General features: G+C 71.8%; 14 protein-coding genes. 9 read left to right on the top strand and 5 right to left on the bottom strand.

Translation table 11 applies throughout. The features are described 5' to 3' along the window. Positions 1-71: 71 nt before the first annotated feature. Together ACIBCM_RS00280 and ACIBCM_RS00285 are read right to left on the bottom strand one after the other, a co-directional pair. Entirely contained in the window at positions 72-338 is a 267-nt protein-coding gene (locus tag ACIBCM_RS00280) for a protealysin inhibitor emfourin (protein ID WP_399238460.1), read from the bottom strand. A 62-nt stretch (positions 339-400) separates the two neighbouring features. Continuing rightward, positions 401-1,471, bottom strand: a complete 1,071-nt coding sequence (locus ACIBCM_RS00285; protein ID WP_399238462.1) for a M4 family metallopeptidase — start codon at positions 1,469-1,471, stop codon at positions 401-403. A gap of 296 nt (positions 1,472-1,767) precedes the next feature. On the opposite strand from ACIBCM_RS00285, the gene leuA reads away from it, so the two are divergent. From leuA to ACIBCM_RS00315, 6 genes are all read left to right on the top strand, one after another. After that, a complete protein-coding gene (leuA, locus tag ACIBCM_RS00290) occupies positions 1,768-3,528 on the top strand; it encodes a 2-isopropylmalate synthase (protein ID WP_399238464.1) in 1,761 nt (586 codons plus the stop codon). 296 nt (positions 3,529-3,824) lie between these two features. After that, positions 3,825-4,520, top strand: a complete 696-nt coding sequence (locus ACIBCM_RS00295) for a TerB family tellurite resistance protein (protein ID WP_399238466.1) — start codon at positions 3,825-3,827, stop codon at positions 4,518-4,520. 402 nt (positions 4,521-4,922) lie between these two features. Then, positions 4,923-5,705 (top strand): AraC family transcriptional regulator, encoded by a 783-nt coding sequence (locus ACIBCM_RS00300; protein WP_399238469.1) that lies wholly within the window; start codon positions 4,923-4,925, stop codon positions 5,703-5,705. Between the two features lie 116 nt (positions 5,706-5,821). Continuing rightward, on the top strand, positions 5,822-7,963 hold the full coding sequence (locus ACIBCM_RS00305) for an MMPL family transporter (protein ID WP_399238471.1): 2,142 nt from the start codon (positions 5,822-5,824) through the stop codon (positions 7,961-7,963). 497 nt (positions 7,964-8,460) lie between these two features. Then, entirely contained in the window at positions 8,461-9,687 is a 1,227-nt protein-coding gene (locus ACIBCM_RS00310) for a sensor histidine kinase (RefSeq protein WP_399239767.1), read from the top strand. Next, a complete protein-coding gene (locus ACIBCM_RS00315) occupies positions 9,684-10,364 on the top strand; it encodes a response regulator (protein WP_399238473.1) in 681 nt (226 codons plus the stop codon). Before ACIBCM_RS00310 ends, ACIBCM_RS00315 begins: the two co-directional genes overlap by 4 nt. Before the next feature lie 66 nt (positions 10,365-10,430). On the opposite strand, the gene ACIBCM_RS00320 is transcribed toward ACIBCM_RS00315, so the two are convergent. Beyond that, on the bottom strand, positions 10,431-11,663 hold the full coding sequence (locus ACIBCM_RS00320; protein WP_399238476.1) for a glycoside hydrolase family 18 protein: 1,233 nt from the start codon (positions 11,661-11,663) through the stop codon (positions 10,431-10,433). Between the two features lie 257 nt (positions 11,664-11,920). Here ACIBCM_RS00320 and ACIBCM_RS00325 point away from each other — a divergent pair, with 257 nt between their 5' ends. The 3 genes from ACIBCM_RS00325 (at position 11,921) to ACIBCM_RS00335 (ending at position 15,604) form a co-directional block, all read left to right on the top strand. Beyond that, positions 11,921-13,741: an SMI1/KNR4 family protein gene (locus ACIBCM_RS00325; protein WP_399238478.1), complete on the top strand. Its 1,821-nt coding sequence runs from the start codon at positions 11,921-11,923 to the stop codon at positions 13,739-13,741. 254 nt (positions 13,742-13,995) lie between these two features. After that, positions 13,996-14,742, top strand: coding sequence for a DNA repair protein RecO (gene recO, locus ACIBCM_RS00330; protein ID WP_399238480.1), 747 nt, complete (start codon positions 13,996-13,998; stop codon positions 14,740-14,742). Between the two features lie 37 nt (positions 14,743-14,779). Beyond that, positions 14,780-15,604 carry an isoprenyl transferase gene (locus tag ACIBCM_RS00335; protein ID WP_399238482.1) on the top strand — a complete coding sequence of 275 codons (825 nt, stop codon included), beginning with the start codon at positions 14,780-14,782 and terminating at the stop codon, positions 15,602-15,604. A gap of 414 nt (positions 15,605-16,018) precedes the next feature. Here ACIBCM_RS00335 and ACIBCM_RS00340 read toward each other — a convergent pair whose 3' ends face one another. After that, complete coding sequence (locus ACIBCM_RS00340) at positions 16,019-16,453, bottom strand: Fur family transcriptional regulator (protein ID WP_399238484.1); 435 nt, start codon at positions 16,451-16,453, stop codon at positions 16,019-16,021. Between the two features lie 92 nt (positions 16,454-16,545). After that, on the bottom strand, positions 16,546-17,439 hold the full coding sequence (locus ACIBCM_RS00345; RefSeq protein WP_399238486.1) for a metal ABC transporter permease: 894 nt from the start codon (positions 17,437-17,439) through the stop codon (positions 16,546-16,548). Positions 17,440-17,441 lie beyond the last annotated feature (2 nt).

Raw genomic sequence — 17,441 nt, forward strand, 5'->3', positions numbered from 1 at the left:
CCTCGCACCGGCCCCCTCGGCAGGGTTCCGTACGGCCCGGGGCCATACGGGCGAGGCGGTCCGGTGCCGCCTCACGCGCCCTCTTTCAGTACCCGGGAGATCAGCCGGCGCTGGGCGTCCGTGAGCCGGGGGTCCGCGCAGTACACCGTCCGGCCGTCCACGGTGATCTCGTACGCGAACCCGTCGGGCACCCCGATCGGGCGGGTCCCGCGGCCGTCCGCGACGGCCCGCCCGGCCAGGTCGTGCCATGCCTCCGCGTCGGGGCGGCCCGCCGTGTCCACCTCGGAGGTCCGCTCGATGCCGGCGAATCCGCCCGTGCGCCGTACCTGGATCAGCATGGTCCCGTTCTAGTACGGATCGGTCCGGGGCGGAACCGGGACCCGCGCCGGAAACTCGCGTCTCAGCCGGTCGGCACGCCCACCTGGGACCACGCCTTCAGCACGGCCTCGCTCTCCTCGCCCTCTCCGTACCGCGCCGAGGCCGCGGCCGCCGTCAGCCGGGCGAACTCCGCGAACTCGGCGTCCGGGGACAGCTCTCCGCCCGTCAGCGTGTCGAACCAGATCTGCCCGGCCCGCTCCCACGCCCTGCCGCCCAGCTGGGTCGCCAGCAGGAAGAAGGCCCGGTTGGGGATGCCGGAGTTGATGTGGACCCCGCCGTTGTCCCGGCTGGTGACGACGTAGTCCTCCATCGACCCGGGCTGGGGGTCCTTGCCGAGGACGTCGTCGTCGTACGCGCTCCCCGGGTTCTTCATGCTCCGCAGCGCCACACCGGTCACCCCGGGGGCCAGCAGCCCCTCGCCGATGAGCCAGTCGGCCGCCTCGGCGTTCTGGTCGAGGGTGTACTGCTTGACGAGCGAGCCGATGACGTCGGAGACGGACTCGTTGAGCGCGCCCGGCTGCCCGTAGTACTCCAGGTTCGCCGTGTACTGGGTGAGGCCGTGGGCCAGCTCGTGCGCGATGACGTCCACGGGCAGGGAGAAGTCGAGGAAGATCTCCCCGTCCCCGTCGCCGAAGACCATCTGCTCGCCGTTCCAGAAGGCGTTGCCGTAGTCACGGCCGTAGTGGACGCTCGCGGTCAGCGGCAGTCCGAGGCCGTCGAGGGAACTGCGGCCGTACGACTTCAGCAGCAGCTCGAAGGTGGCGCCGAGGCCCGCGTACACCCGGTTGACGGTCGCGTCCCCGCCGGGCCCGTCGCCTTCGCCGCGGACCTTCACCCCCGGCAGCCGGGTGCCGTTGCGGCAGTCGTGGACGGTGCGGTCGGGCCGGTCGGGGGCGTTCGCGGGCTCAGCGGCCGGGGAGGCGGCCGCGGCCGGGCCGGTGACCGCCGTCAGCCGGCGGCGGGTGCGCTGCGCGGAGTCCGCCTCCAGGGTGCGGCGGGCGCGCTCGGAGACCGCCGGGTCACCGGCGCGTGCCAGCTTGTCGAGGACATGCGGAGGCACGATGGTGCAGAAAACGGGATGGGTGTCTGCCATGCCCGGCAATGTGGCACTGCGTCACTGCCCTGTCACTAGTTGCCACCATGATTAGTGAAATGGAGTGAAGCACGTGCATGGCCGAAAATCGCCGGGTGTCCCGCATCATGATACGAGGGCACTGATCTCTCGGCTCTCGGCTATGCTTCCAGGCATCATGCGTTTCGGGCTGCTCCTTCTTAGCTGCCGCGGCGAGGGCCTGTAGTCGTAGGCCGACCCCCTCCCCGCGGGATCTGCTGCTGCTTCGAATCGTCGGCCGTCCAGTTTCCAGACCGGACCTCCGAGGAGCCCGCGCCATGTCCGATCAGTCCGTCGGCCGCCCGACGCCCATCACCAACGCGACCCACACCCAGAAGCCGTCCGGGATGCCGATCCACAAGTACGGCCGGTACGAGGCCGTGGACATCCCCGACCGCACCTGGCCGGACAACCGGATCACCCAGGCCCCCCGCTGGCTGTCGACCGATCTGCGCGACGGCAACCAGGCGCTGATCGACCCCATGTCGCCCGCCCGCAAGCGGGAGATGTTCGATCTGCTGGTACGCATGGGATACAAGGAGATCGAGGTCGGTTTCCCGTCATCCGGAGAGACCGATTTCGCCTTCGTACGGTCCATCATCGAAGAGGGCGCGATCCCCGAGGACGTGACGATCTCCGTCCTCACCCAGGCGCGCGAGGAGCTGATCGAGCGGACCGTCGAGTCCCTGCGCGGCGCGCACCGGGCCACCGTCCATCTGTACAACGCCACCGCGCCCACCTTCCGCCGGGTCGTCTTCCGCGGCTCGAAGGAGCAGGTCAGGCAGATCGCCGTGGACGGCACCCGGCTGGTGATGGAGTACGCGGAGAAGCTGCTCGGCCCCGAGACGGTCTTCGGCTACCAGTACAGCCCCGAGATCTTCACCGATACCGAGCTGGACTTCGCGCTGGACGTCTGCGAGGGCGTCATGGACGTCTGGCAGCCCGAGGCCGGCCGCGAGATCATCCTCAATCTGCCCGCCACCGTGGAGCGCTCGACGCCGTCCACGCACGCGGACCGCTTCGAGTGGATGTCGCGCAACCTCTCCCGCCGGGAGCACGTCTGTCTGTCCGTGCACCCGCACAACGACCGCGGCACCGCCGTCGCCGCCGCCGAGCTGGCGATCATGGCGGGCGCCGACCGTATCGAGGGCTGTCTGTTCGGCCAGGGCGAGCGCACCGGCAACGTCGACCTGGTGACCCTGGGCATGAACCTCTTCTCCCAGGGCGTCGACCCGCAGATCGACTTCTCCCAGATCGACGAGATCCGCCGCACCAGCGAGTACTGCAACCAGATGGAGATCCACCCGCGCCACCCCTACGCGGGCGATCTGGTCTACACCGCCTTCTCCGGCTCCCACCAGGACGCCATCAAGAAGGGCTTCGACGCGATGGAGGCCGACGCGGCCGCCGCCGGGAAGAGCGTCGACGAGATCGAGTGGGCCGTGCCGTATCTGCCCATCGACCCCAAGGACGTGGGCCGCTCGTACGAGGCTGTCATCCGGGTCAACTCGCAGTCCGGCAAGGGCGGGATCGCGTACGTCCTGAAGAACGACCACAAGCTGGACCTGCCGCGCCGGATGCAGATCGAGTTCTCCCGGATCATCCAGGCGAAGACCGACAGCGAGGGCGGCGAGGTCACCCCGAACGACATCTGGCGGATCTTCCAGGACGAGTACCTGCCCAACCCCGGGAACCCGTGGGGCCGTGTCCAGCTGCGCTCCGGGCAGAGCACGACCGACACCGACGGCGTGGACACGCTCACCGTCGAAGCGGTCGTGGACGGTGCCGAGACCGTGCTGAGCGGTTCCGGGAACGGTCCGATCTCCGCGTTCTTCGACGCGCTGAACGCGGTGGGCGTCGACGCCCGGCTGCTGGACTACACCGAGCACACCATGAGCGAGGGCGCCTCGGCCCAGGCCGCCTCGTACATCGAGTGCGCGATCGACGGCAAGGTGCTGTGGGGCATCGGCATCGACGCCAACACCACCCGCGCCTCCCTGAAGGCGGTCGTCTCCGCCGTCAACCGCGCCGCGCGCTGAGCGGATCCCCTCGCGGCCGCGTTCCCGGACCGTTCCCTCCCGGAAACGGCACCGGGGGCGCGGCCGTCCGCCTCGCCCCCCGCGGGGCCGACCCCCGCGGCCCCCGGGCCCCATGGCCGTCGCCGGGGCCTTTGGGGGTCTTTGCACGGGCGAGGAATCGGCCATGTCCGTGCATACCTTCTCCAGGGTGCTGACGACACAACATCCCTGTGGCTAACATCACGTCAACGCGGCAGTGTTGCCGTGGTGGTGCCTTCCGCGACCCTGGGGCCGCGGGGGAGTGACGGAGGTGCGCAGTGCGGGCAGACCGGGGAGTATTTGGCCGGAAGGTACTGGTCTGCGGCGTTCACACCTCATGGAGCACCGTAGGAGACGGGGAGTTCTTCTGCACGGCGTGCGGAGGCGACCGCAACTACCGCCGCCGTACCGGCCGCCGCCGGTTCACCCTGCTGGGCATTCCGCTGCTGCCGCGCGGATCAGCCGGCCCCGTCGTCGAATGCGCCGCCTGCCACGGGCACTTCGGCACGGACGCGCTCGACCACCCCACCACCGCCCGCTTCTCCGCGATGCTCCGCGACGCCGTGCACACCGTCGCGCTCGCCGTCCTCGCCTCCGGGGGCACCTCCTCGCGCCCCGTCCGGGAGACCGCGGTGGCCACCGTGCGCGCCGCGGGCCTCCACGACTGTACGGAGGACCAGCTCACCGCGCTGATCGAGGCGCTCGCCGCCGACACGGGCCGCTTCGTCGCCGACGCCGGGCCCTTCGGCGCGGCCCTCGCCATCGAACTGCACGAGGCCCTGGAGCCGCTGGCTCCCCATCTGGCGGCCGCCGGCCGGGAGTCGATCCTCCTCCAGGGCGCCCGGATCGCCCTCGCGGACGGGCCGTACACCCCCGCCGAGCGCGAGGTGCTGACGACCGTGGGCACGGCGCTCCAACTGCCCCTCACGGACACCACCCGGCTGCTGACGACGGCCCGCACGCTGTCCTCGTGACGGACGGGCCGGGCCCGCCTCCGGGATGACCGCCGTCTCCGGGACGGCCGCCTGCCCTCTGGACGACCCCCGCCCCGGGACGACCGCCCGCCCCTTGACGACCGTGGTTCCCGCCGTGTCCTGGCGCGCCCCTCACCGCCTCCCGCCGTCCGCTCGTGCTCCCTGCGGCGACGGAGGCCGCCGAACACCCCTGCGCCGCGCCGGACCGGTCCCGGCCGGAGACGGCGGCGCTGAATCCGGCGTCCGTACGCGCTCGCACGCGGCTTCCGGCGAGCCCCGCGCATCCGGCGAACGCTCCGGAAGCCGCCCCCGCGCCCCGGCCGCAGGAAGGGGGGCGCCCTGGCCCCGGATGGCCCGGTTACGCTAAGAGGGCAGGTCATAGCGTCGTGAGGACATCACATCGTGAACGAAGCCCCGCACTGGCCCGCACCCGCCCGGGTCGGTGCCATCGTGGTCGGAAGCTTCCCCCTCACCTCGGGGGAGTGGATCGACGCGCACAGCCATCCCCAGCACATGCTGGCCTGGACCCGTACCGGAGTCATCGGTGTCGCCGTCGGCGAGACCTACTGGGTCCTGCCGCCCACCCGCGCCCTGTGGCTGCCCGCCGGGGTCGTCCACCGCGCCGGCGCCACCCGGGAAGCCGTCCTCCAGGGGCTCTACTTCGAACCCGGCCGCTGCACCGTCGACTGGACCGAGCCCACCCCGGTCGCCGTCGACGGACTGCTCGCCCGGCTCATCGGATACCTCGGCCGCGACGACCTCCCCGACGACGCCCGGCTGCGGGCGGAAGCCGTCGTACCGGATCTGCTGCGCCCCCTCCCGGCGTCGCCCATCGACGTACCGGTGCCCGTCGACGCCCGGGTGCGGGCCGTCGCCGACACCCTGCTGACCGACCCCGCCGATCCGCGCGGCCTGGAGGCGCACGCCCGCGAGGTCGGTGTCAGCAGACGGACCCTGACCCGGCTGTTCGTCCACGACACCGGCATGAGCTTCGACCGCTGGCGCACCCACGCACGGCTGCGGGCGGCGCTTCCGCTGCTCGCCGAGGGGCAGCCCGTGTCCCGGGTGGCGCACTCGGTCGGCTATGCGACGGCGAGCGCGTTCCTCGCCGCGTTCCGCCGTACCGTCGGCACGTCCCCGAGCCGCTATCTCAACGGCGCCGTGCCCGTACTCCCGGGGGAGTAACGGGACCCCGGCGTCACCCCGGGCAGTACGCGTCATCTCGCTCCGGCGCCGGACGAATCCGCGGCCGCCCGGCGGGAACCTGGTGCTCTGACACCCGTGACGAAGGGGAACGACCCATGGGTCCCGTGACACCGACGCAGCATCCGCCGACGAACCCGGAACCGCCCGGGGCGCCGGGGTCCCCCGGACGCAGGCGCGCCCTGCCCTGGGCGGTGCTCCTGTTCTGGATCGCCGTCATCGCCGTCGCCGTCCCCTTCGCGGGCAAACTCGCGGACGTCCAGCGCGACAACATCGTGGACTATCTGCCGGCGAACGCCGACTCCACCCAGGTCGCCGAGATCGAGCAGCGGCTGCCCGGCGGCGAGACCACCGAGGTGGTCCTCGTCTACCACCGCGACGGCGGGCTGACCGCTGCCGACCGCGCCGCCGTGGAGCGCCAGACCGGCGAGATCAGCTCCGCGCACAAGTTGACGGCACCCGCCCGGCCCGTACCGTCCGCGGACGGCGAGACCCTCATGGTCCCGGTCGTCACCACCGAGCCGGGCAATGACGAGAAGGCGCGCTCCGCCTTCGTCGAGGACGTCCGCGGGGCGGTGAGCGGAGAAGGCGGGCTGAGCGTCGACGTCGGCGGACCCAGCGCCCTCCAGACCGATATGGAGGAGGTCTTCTCCTCGATCGACGGAACCCTGATGGTCGCCACCGTGATCGTGGTGACGATCCTGCTGATCATCACCTACCGCAGCCCGTTCCTGTGGCTGGTGCCGCTGTTCGCCGTCGGCGTCGCCGCGCTCACCACCCGGGCCGTGATCTACGGGCTCGTCCAGGGCTTCGACCTCACCGTCACCAGCCAGAGCGCGGGCATCATGACCGTCCTCGTCTTCGGCGCGGGCACCGACTACGCCCTGCTGCTCGTCGCCCGCTACCGCGAGGAACTGCGCCGCCACCGGCTGCCCCTCGACGCGATGATCGCCGCCGTGCGCGGCTGCGGACCGGCCGTCCTCGCCTCCTCCGGGACCGTCGCGGCCGGACTGCTCTGCCTGCTGGCCGCCGACCTCAACAGCGCCAGCGGTCTCGGCCCGGTCGGCGCGGTCGGAGTCGTGGGCGCGCTGGCCGCCATGATGACGCTCCTTCCCGCGGTGCTGGTACTGCTCGGGCGGCGGGTCTTCTGGCCGCTGATCCCCGAGTACGGGAGCGAGCCCAAGCACCGCCGTTCGCTGTTCGCGCGGATGGGCTCCTCGGCCGGGAAGCGGCCGGTCGCGATCCTCGTCACCGGTGCTGTCGTGCTGGGGGCCCTGGCCCTCGGCGCGTTCAATCTGCCGGGGACGCTCAAGCAGGAGGACAGCTTCACCGACCGGCCCGAGTCGGTCTCGGCGATGCGGACCCTGGCCGACGCCTACCCCGAGCGCAGCAGTCAGCCGATCAGTGTGATCGCGCGGACCGGGAGCGCCGACGACGTCCTGGCGAAGGCACGCTCCACGGACGGTGTCGCGGCCGTCGAACGCGGCCGGAGCGCGGACGGCTGGACCGAGATCTCCGTCTTCGCCGAGGACGCGCCCGAGTCGGCGGGGGAGACCACGACGATCAAGAAGCTGCGGTCCGATCTCGACGGTGCGTACGTCGGCGGTCCGAGCGCCCAGCAGATCGACCTCGACGAAACCAACGTCCGTGACCGCATGGTCGTGATCCCGCTGGTCCTCGTGGCGGTGCTGCTGATTCTGATCGCACTGCTGCGCAGCCTGGTCGCCGCCGTGATCCTCGTCGTCGCGGTGGTCGCGGTGTGGGGCGCGGCCTGGGGCCTGGGCGGGCTGGTCTTCGAACCGGTCTTCGGGTTCCAGGGGGTCGACCCCTCCACGCCGCTGTTCTCGTTCGTCTTCCTCGTCGCGCTGGGCGTCGACTACGGCATCTTCCTGATGCACCGGATGCGTGAGGAGGCCCTGGAGGGCAAGGACCCCTCCGAGGGGGCCCTGACGGCGCTGCGGACCACGGGCGGGGTGATCGCCTCCGCGGGCATCGTGCTCGCGGCGACGTTCGCGGTGCTGATGAACCTGCCGCTGGTGATGATGGTCGAGATGGGCTTCCTGGTGGCGATCGGAGTGCTGATGGACACCTTCCTGGTACGCACGTATCTGGTGACCTCCGCGAGTCTGCTGCTGGGCCGCAAGGTGTGGTGGCCGGGGAAGCTGTCCCGCCCCGGTGCGGTGCCTTCCGCCGAGCAAGGGGAGCGGGAGCTCTCGGCGGTGCCCGGAAGCCGCCCGTGAGGGCATGAGCACGCTCCCCGAGTCCCCCGGAGTCCTCGAACCCCGGGGGACTCGGGGAGCCGTACCGCAGGATGGAGACCGTGCACCCACCATCAGAAGTCCCGGAACCTCCGGTCCGCGAGGGTGAAGGCCGTACGACGGGCGCCCGCGAGCCCGGGGGCGGTGAGCCGTCCGGAGCCCGTGGGGCCAAGGCTCCCGATCCATCGGTCCGTGAGGGCGGGGGCCGTGGGACTGGAGTTCCCGGGAGACATGAGCCGCCGGTCCGTGGGGCCGAGGCTCCCGATCCTCCGGTCCGTGAGCCGGAAGGCGGGCCCGCCGGAGCGGGGAGCGGCGCGCGCGCCCGGACCGGCGCTCCGGGGGATCCCCCGCGGCGCCTCTCCCTCCCGCGCGGGCTTCTGCGGGCGTCCCCGCGCCGGGGGGAGACCCGGCCGGACGACTCCGGCTCCGGTCGGCCCCGTACCTCTTCCGCGCGCACCCGGACCGGCGCCGGTACCGACCTGCCCACCGGCGCCCGCACCGGCGCCCCCCGCCGTGGTGAGAGCCTGGGGGACCGCGTCCTCACGGCCGTCAGCCGGGATCCGCTCTCGGCCCCGCACCGGGCGCGCAACGATCTGATCATCGCCGGATGCGTCGGTGTGTTCACCGCCGTACTCGCCCATATGGCCTTCGACGGACGCGGGTTGGACGCGCTCGGCTGGTTCCTCCTCGCCGGTGTCGTCGTCCCCCTGATCTGGCGCCGGTCCCACCCTTTTGTGGCCACCACCCTCTCCGTCGTCTTCGTGGGCCCCTACCACGCGCTCGACTACTCCCATGTCGCGCCGCTGGCCGCGTCCCTCATCGCCCTCTACACCCTGGCCACGATCGCCCGGCCGCTGCACACCTTCTTCGTCGGCGCCGTCACCACGGGGATCGCCCTGAGCGTGATGTTCATCGTCAGCGCCCACCAGGGCGTCGAGGCGCTGCGCACCTCCGGCTGGATCATCGCCGTCCTCTTCGTCGGTGTGGACGTACGCATCTACCGCCGCTACTTCGCCTCCATGGTCGCCCGCGCCGAACACGCCGAGCGCACCCGGGAGGAGGAGGCGGCCCGCCGTGTCGCCGAGGAACGCGTCCGTATCGCCCGTGATCTGCACGACCTCCTCGCGCACTCCATCACGCTCATCGGGGTGCAGACCTCCGTCGCCTCCCACGTACTGAGCCTCGACCCCGAGCGGCTCGACCGGGCGGCGATCGCCAAGGCCCTCGACGACATCGCCGAGACCTGCCGGACCGCGCGCGGTGAACTGCGTACCACCCTCACCGTCCTGCGCACCGACCAACCCGACCACGACGGCCCGCTGCCCGATCTGTCGTCACTGCCCGAACTGGTCACGGCGGCCGGGGCCGAACTGACCCTCGGCACCGGCGACGACCGCACGCCGCCCGCCGTCGGGGCCGCCGCCTACCGCATCGTCCAGGAGTCCCTGACCAACGCGGTACGCCACGGCGGCCCCGGCGCACGGATCGCCGTCTCCGTCGAGCGCCAGGGCCCCGCCCTGCGCGTCACGGTCACCGACGACGGCGACGGCTCCGCCTCCGAGGGAGGCGTGCCCGGCTACGGCATCGTCGGCATGCGCGAACGCGCCCGCAGCGTCGGCGGCACACTCTCCACCGGTCCCCGCGACGGCGGAGGGTTCCAGGTGACGGCACTCCTGCCGCTCCAGCAACCGGAGGCGTTCGCATGAGCTCCAGTCCCATCCGCGTACTGCTCGCCGACGACCAGCAGCTCGTACGGGCCTCGTTCGCGATGCTCATCGAGTCGTCCCCCGACATGGAGGTCGTCGGGCAGGCGGGCAACGGCGCGGAGGCCGCCGAACTGGCCCGCTCCGCACGGGCCGACGTGGTCGTCATGGACATCCGCATGCCCCAGCTCGACGGGATCGAGGCGACCCGGCTGATCGCCGCGGACGAGGACCTCGCGGGCGTCAGGGTCCTCGTCCTCACCACGTACGACACCGACGACCACGTCGTCGACGCGCTGCGGGCGGGCGCCTCCGGGTTCCTGGTGAAGGACACCCGTCCCGTGGATCTGCTCACCGCGATCCGCACGGTGGCGGCGGGCGACTCCCTGCTCTCCCCGGGCCCCACGGCCCGGCTGATCGCCCGGGTCCTCAGCAGCCCCCGAACCCCGCCGCTGATCCCCGGGGCCGGACCCGGCGATCTCACCGAGCGCGAGCGCCAGGTCCTCGCCCTCGTCGCCCGCGGACTGAACAACACGGAGATCGCGGAGGCGCTCGGACTGTCCCCGCTCACCGCGAAGACCCATGTCAGCCGCATCATGGGCAAACTGGGCGCCCGGGACCGGGCCCAACTCGTCATCGTCGCGTATGAGTCGGGCCTGGTGGTCCCGGGCGAGCGGTAGGTGTATTGCCTCGGGAGGTTGTGGACGGGTGATGCAGGCAGGGCTCGGAGGGTCCGTGCTCCGTCGTCAGCGGACCGCCTTGATCAGCTCACCCCCCGGGGTGTCGCCGCTCAGTTCCCACAGGAAGGTGCCGCCGAGTCTCTGCCGTTTCCCGTACGCGACCTTGTCCGCGATCGTGTCCGGGGTGTCGTAGCTCCACCACTCGGCGCCGCAGTGGGCGTAGGCGGTCCCGCCGGCCCGGCCGGTGGCCGGGCATCTGGTCTTCAGCGCGCGGTAGAGGTCGACGGCCGGCTGCTCCGTCCCCTGTGCGGGCCCTGTCGCGGTCCCTCCCGGTGTGGACCGGGTCACCCCCGTCCAGCCGTGGCCCTCGAAGGAGACGCCGAGCAGCAGCTTGCCGGCGGGGACGTCATGGTCCTTGAGCTTCCGGATCGCCGCGTCGACGGTCGCGTACCGGTGCGGAATTCCCGGGTAGGCGCGCAGCGGGGCGTGCGGGGCGGTCGGACCGCGGGTCTCGTGCCGGCCGTACAGCCGGTACGTCATCAGGTTGAACCAGTCCACGTCATCGGCCGCCTCCGCGTAGTCGATCGCGTCGATCGTGCCGCCCGGTGCGGCGTCGCCGGAGACGGTCGCCGTGACCAGATCACCGCCGAACTCCGCGCGCATCGCCGACATCAGCGTCCGGAACGATTCGTCACCGGGATGGGGATACTGCCAGTCGATGTCGATCCCGTCGAAGACATCACCCCAGCGCGGGTCCTCCACCAGCGCCCGGCAGGACCGGGCGAACCTCCGGGCCTCGGCCGGCGACTCACCGAGGTCGCCCAGCCGGGACCAGTCGGTGAACGACCAGACGACCTTCAGCCGGGGGTGGAGCTTCTTGAGCTTCCGCAGCTGATTGACATTGCCCCACACCGGCTGGTCCCAGGTGTCGGCGGTGCCGTCCACGCTCTGGGCGGCGCCGTAGTGCCTGTCGAAGTCGGCATACGCGTCCCCGGGGAAGCAGCCCCGTTCCTCGACGCGGCCGTGGAAGTACCGGATGTGCGTCAGTCTCTCCGCCGCGCCCGAGGTCCGGAGGTCCTTGATGTGACTGTCGCGGCCGTAGACGCCCCAGTTGGTGTAGGTGCCGACCACCTTGCGCCCGGGTGGGTCTTCGGCGCGGGCGGAGGTGGAGGCGGAAGCGGATGCCGACGCGGATGCGGCGGGAGTGGCGCCGGTGAGCAGGGCAGCGCCGAGAGCGGCGGTGCAGGCCACCGCGGTCAGTGCTCGTAATCGGGTACGCGGACGGTGGTGAGCGGTCATCGGATCTCCTCGTCGGGGAGAACGTACGGGTGACTGTCGACCGTCGGGCGATGGGGCGTGAACGCGAACGTGAACGGGGGCACGGTCCGTGTCTCTGTATCGAGCACGGGGATCGAGCACGGGGCCTGTGGGGTTCTCTGCGGCCGCCTCTGAGGAACGTATGCCCACTGTGCCCCGCTCAACCACAGTCGGAGCGTCCGGGAGTTCAACTCCTCCGCTCCTCTTGACTGTCAGTGGCGGCGGTTACGGTTTTCGGCATGGTCATCAACCGAGACGATCGGACCGCGCCACCGCCCGTGGAGGAGTCCTGGGCCCGTGTCGACGCATGGCTCGCCGAGCACGCGCCGGAGACGCTGAGGGCGCTGCGCCCGCCCGCGGGCAAGGAGGAGATAGCGGAGGCGGAGCGGACGCTGGGGGTCACGTTCTGCCCGGACCTGGTGGCTTCGCTGCTGTGCCACGACGGTACGGACTCCGGTGCCGCCGCGCTGGAGTTGACCGGCGTCGAGCCGGCCTCCCTCGCGGACATCGTGTCGCACACCCTGTTCTGGCGGGACATGGGCGCGGACACGGAGGAATCCGGTGAGGAAGACCATGAACTGTCGGCGCTCTGGCGTGACGAATGGCTGGTGATCACCCGGGGGGTGGCCGGGGACACCTACGACGGGCGGTTCGTCACCTGCCGCGACAGCGAGGACTACGGGCGCGTCGGGCGCTTCTTCACCGGGGACGCGCCGTCGTTCACGGAGTGGAGATCGCTGCGGGAGATGCTGGCGGACCTCGCCGACGCGCTGGAGCACCGGCGTCCGGTGAACGGTGAAGTGCCGGTGGCGTACGGCGGCGCGCTGCTCTGGGAGGGTGTCCCGAGTCCGGTCGGCGACCCGGTGTCCCTGCTGGATCTCGCGGAGCGCGCGGGAGAGCCCGAGCCGGAACGACCGGCCCGTTCCGAGTCGCCCTTCCTGCCGGGCGCCGACACCGGAACGCCGCCCCATGTGCAGGACCCGGGGACCGCGTCCCTGTCGTTCGCCCGTGTCGTGTACCGGCGGCAGGACAAGGTCCCGTACCAGCCGGACGTCCTCTTCGCCGAGAACGTCGCCCCCGGTGACGTGCTGCTCCGCATGGGCGTGATACCCGGGTCGCTGCGGGGACGGGACAGGGAGCAGGCGGTGTTCGCGGCCTCGCGGCTGTGGGGCGCGGCCCGGCCGATGGTCCGGGCGGGGACGTGCGGTGCGTGGAGCTTCGTGGTGCAGGACGCGGGGGACACCTGGCGGAATAACTCGGAGTTGCGGCGGCCCGAGGTGCTGCGCAGGGTCTCGGCCGGGACCCGCGCGATCCTGCTGTACCAGCAGGGCGTCGGCGTGACCCGCACGGTGTACGAGGACGGGCGACCGTCGGCCGACCGCCAGGAGCAGACGGCCTACGACCCGGTGGCGGGGGATCCCTGGGCGTCCGCGCGCGCCTCGTACGCGGAGCTGCTGGCCGAGCTGCGGCCGGACTTCGGGATCGTCTTCGACCCGGACGAGGCCACCCGTGGGGAGCTGCCGTCCGGTCTCGTCCTGCCGTTCCCCGATGACCTCCAGGACCCGGATCCGGATCTGGACCCGGGCCCGGACGGGGAGTTCGACCTGGACCCCGAGGACATGCGGGACTTCGACCTCGGAGCCGTCGTCGTCGCGAACCCGGACGAGGTGCTGCGGCGGCTGTTCCTGCGGCAGCTCCGCAGGCTGACGGCCGAGTCGGGACTCGACGGCTTCCCCGAGGTGTCCGGCGCCCTGGCACGGCTGGACCGGGGCGAACCGGTCACGATCGGGGACGGCAGCCCGCTCGACCTCAGAACACGCCGGATCGAAGCGGAGATGCGGGCCTCGTTCACGGTCGGCTCCCATCGCGAGGAGACGGATGTCACCCCGGACGACCTGCGCGGCTGGGGGACCCGGTACAACGGGGCCGAGGCGCTGCGGCGGTTCCTCCGGTATCCGCTGGTCGCCGGAGGGTCGGCCGTACTGCACGCCCGGCTGTCCCCCGACTGGCGGGCGGAAGTCCTCGCGGACCTGGCGGCCGTCCGCACCGGAACCCCGTGACCTCTGGTGCCGTGGTCCCAGCCCATGCGGTCACGGCCCGGCCCCGACCCGGGCCGTCTCCCGGGTCTGCCGGATCCCGTCGGTCGCGGCGGCGGGGTCCTGCCCGCCCTCCTGCACGATCCATGCCCGTGCGTACGGGTGGGCGGCGGGCCCGGGAGTGCGACGGACGGCGGCGAAGACGGCCCCGGTCCGGGGGGCACCCGGGATGGCCGGGTGAGTGCCGTCGCGGGCCGGGCGTACAGGACAATGGGGGGATGAGCCTGTTCCGTGACGACGGCGTCGTCCTGCGCACCCAGAAGCTGGGCGAGGCGGACCGCATCATCAGCCTGCTCACCCGCGGGCACGGGCGGGTGCGGGCCGTCGCGCGCGGGGTGCGGCGGACCAAGTCGAAGTTCGGGGCGCGGCTGGAGCCGTTCTCGCATGTGGATGTGCAGTTCTTCGCCCGCGGCAGTGAGCTGGTCGGGCGCGGGCTGCCGCTGTGTACACAGAGCGAGACCATCGCGCCCTACGGCGGCGCGATCGTCGGCGACTACGCCCGGTACACCGCGGGCACCGCCATGCTGGAGACCGCCGAGCGGTTCACCGACCACGAGGGCGAACCCGCCGTGCAGCAGTACCTCCTGCTCGTCGGCGGACTGCGGGCCCTGGCCCAGGGGGAGCACGCCCCGCATCTGATCCTCGACGCGTTCCTGCTGCGCTCCCTCGCGGTCAACGGGTACGCGCCGAGCTTCGGCGACTGCGCCCGCTGCGGGCTCGACGGCCCGAACCGGTTCTTCTCCGTCGCGGCCGGGGGCGTCGTCTGCGGTGACTGCCGGGTACCCGGAAGCGTCGTACCCTCGGCGGAGGCCATCGGACTGCTCAGTGCGCTGCTGACCGGTGACTGGCCGACGGCGGACGCCTGCGAGGCGCGGCACGTCAGGGAGGGGAGCGGGCTGGTGTCCGCGTATCTGCACTGGCATCTGGAGCGCGGACTGCGCTCGCTCCGCTATGTCGAGAAGTAGCGAGAAGCACAAGCAGAACATGGGAGATGTGAGCCGCATGGCACGACGCGGAATCCTGGGCCGGTCCCGCCGCGAGTACAAGGTCCCCGAGCCGCACCCCTCCGGCGCCCGGCCGCCGAAGATCCCGGGTGAGCTGGTGCCGAATCACGTGGCCTGCGTCATGGACGGCAACGGCCGCTGGGCCAAGGAGCGCGGACTGCCCCGTACCGAGGGCCACAAGGTCGGCGAGGGCGTGGTGCTCGATGTGCTCAAGGGCTGTCTGGAGATCGGCGTCAAGAACCTCTCCCTCTACGCCTTCTCCACCGAGAACTGGAAGCGCTCGCCCGACGAGGTCCGCTTCCTGATGAACTTCAACCGTGACGTCATCCGCCGCCGCCGTGACGAGATGGACGAACTCGGCATCCGTATCCGCTGGGTCGGCCGGATGCCGAAGATGTGGAAGTCCGTCGTCCAGGAGCTCCAGGTCGCCCAGGAGCAGACCCGGGGCAATGACGCCATGACGCTCTACTTCTGCGTCAACTACGGCGGACGGGCCGAAGTCGCCGACGCCGCGCGGAAGATCGCGGAGGATGTCGCCTCGGGCAGGCTCGACCCCGGCAAGGTGAATGAGAAGACGTTCCAGAAGTATCTGTACTACCCGGACATGCCGGATGTGGATCTTTTTCTGCGGCCCAGCGGAGAGCAGCGCACCTCCAACTATCTGATCTGGCAGAGCGCTTACGCCGAGATGGTCTTCCAGGATGTGCTCTGGCCGGACTTCGACCGCCGCGATCTGTGGCGGGCCTGTCTGGAGTACGCGCAGCGCGACCGCCGCTTCGGCGGGGCGAAGCCCAATGAGGTCCCCGGAGGGAGCACGGCCTGACCGGCGGAGGCGGCTGCGTCCCTGTGCCGGGCCCGGGCGCCGGCAGACGGCCCCAGCCGATCGTGCCGCGCCGGCGGGGGCAGCGGACGAGCGGCCCGGACGGCCGGACGGCCCGGCCCTGAGCCGTGCCGGACCGGCGGCTGAAGCGGCTCCGACCGCTGACCCGCCGGTCGCCCGGGGTGACAGCCGCCGGACGACGGGTGACCCTCCGGTACGTGTACGTGTACGTGTACGGGCGCCGGGTTCGTGGCACAAGGTCCGGACGACGGGCGCGTGGCACCGTGCGCGGGCCCCGGGGACCGTTCTTGCTCCGGGGACGCCGGGCGACGGGTGACCCTCCGGTACGGGCACGGGAGCGCCGGGTGCGGGCACGGGACCGTGGGCCGGGCCCTCGGCCCGGGTACGCGTCCGGGGTCAGGCCTTGGGCGCCTCCGCGCACTCCGCACAGGTGCCGAAGATCTCCACGGTGTGCGCGACGTTCACATAGCCGTGCTGGGCGGCGATCGACTCCGCCCAGGTCTCGACCGCGGGCCCCTCGACCTCGACCGCCTTGCCGCACATCCGGCAGACCAGATGGTGGTGGTGGTCGTCGGTGGAGCAGCGGCGGTAGACCGACTCGCCCTCGCTGGTCCGCAGCACATCGACCTCGCCGGCGTCCGCCAGCGACTGAAGGGTCCGGTAGACGGTGGTGAGCCCCACCGAGTCGCCCCGGTGCTTGAGCATGTCGTGCAGTTCCTGTGCGCTGCGGAATTCGTCCACCTCGTTCAGCGCCGCCGCCACCGCGGCACGCTGCCGGGTCGACCGGCCTCGCACTGGGACGGTGTTACCGCCGCTGGGCGCCGTCACCACGGGTGCCTCCTCGCTTCGCCGCACATGCCTGTCGGGGCAATTCTGCCAGGCTCGGACCGGGGGCCGGACGAGTCAAGCCTCCGGTCCGTCCATCAGACCTTGACATCGTCGCCGGAGGCCCGGCTGCGCGGCACCTCGGGCGGGCAGACGGCCCCGGTGTCCTCCACCGCACGCGCCCGCCGCCGTGCCAGCGGGGTCGCCAGCGCGGTCAGCGCGATGAAGACACCGATGGCGAGCAGCACGATCGTGGCGCCCGGCGGTACGTCCCGGTAGTACGAGGTGGTGGTGCCCGCCAGCGTCACCGCCACGCCGATCGCCACCGCCAGGGCGAAGGTCGTCCGGAAGGACCGGGAGATCTGCTGGGCCGCCGCGACCGGTACCACCATCAGGGCGCTCACCAGCAGCAGCCCCACCACGCGCATCGCGACCGAGACGGTGACCGCCGCGGTGACCGCGATCAGCAGGTTCAGGGCCCGCACGGGAAGCCCGGTGACCCGTGCGAACTCCTCGTCCTGGCTGACGGCGAACAGCTGCCGCCGCAGCCCCAGGGAGACCAGGACGACGAAGGCCGCGAGGAGCGCGATCGCGGTCAGGTCGGCGTCCGAGACGGTGGAGAGCGAGCCGAAGAGGAAGGAGCTGAGATTGGCCGTCGAGCCGGTGTCGGAGACATTGATCAGCAGGACACCGCCCGCCATGCCCCCGTAGAAGAGCATCGCCAGCGCGATATCGCCGCGGGTCTTTCCGTACGCCCTGATCAGCTCCATCGTGATCGCGCCGGCGACGGAGACGAGGGTCGCCATCCAGATCGGGTTGGTGGAGAGCAGAAAGCCGAGGCCGACACCGGTCATGGCGACATGGCCGATGCCGTCGCCCATCAGCGCCTGCCGCCGCTGGACGAGATAGATGCCGACGGCGGGCGCGGTGATCCCGACCAGTACGGCCGCGATCAGCGCCCGCTGCATAAACGCGGTTTCGAGGATTTCCATGA

This window comes from Streptomyces sp. NPDC051018, from assembly GCF_044456085.1.
Lineage (GTDB): Bacteria > Actinomycetota > Actinomycetes > Streptomycetales > Streptomycetaceae > Streptomyces.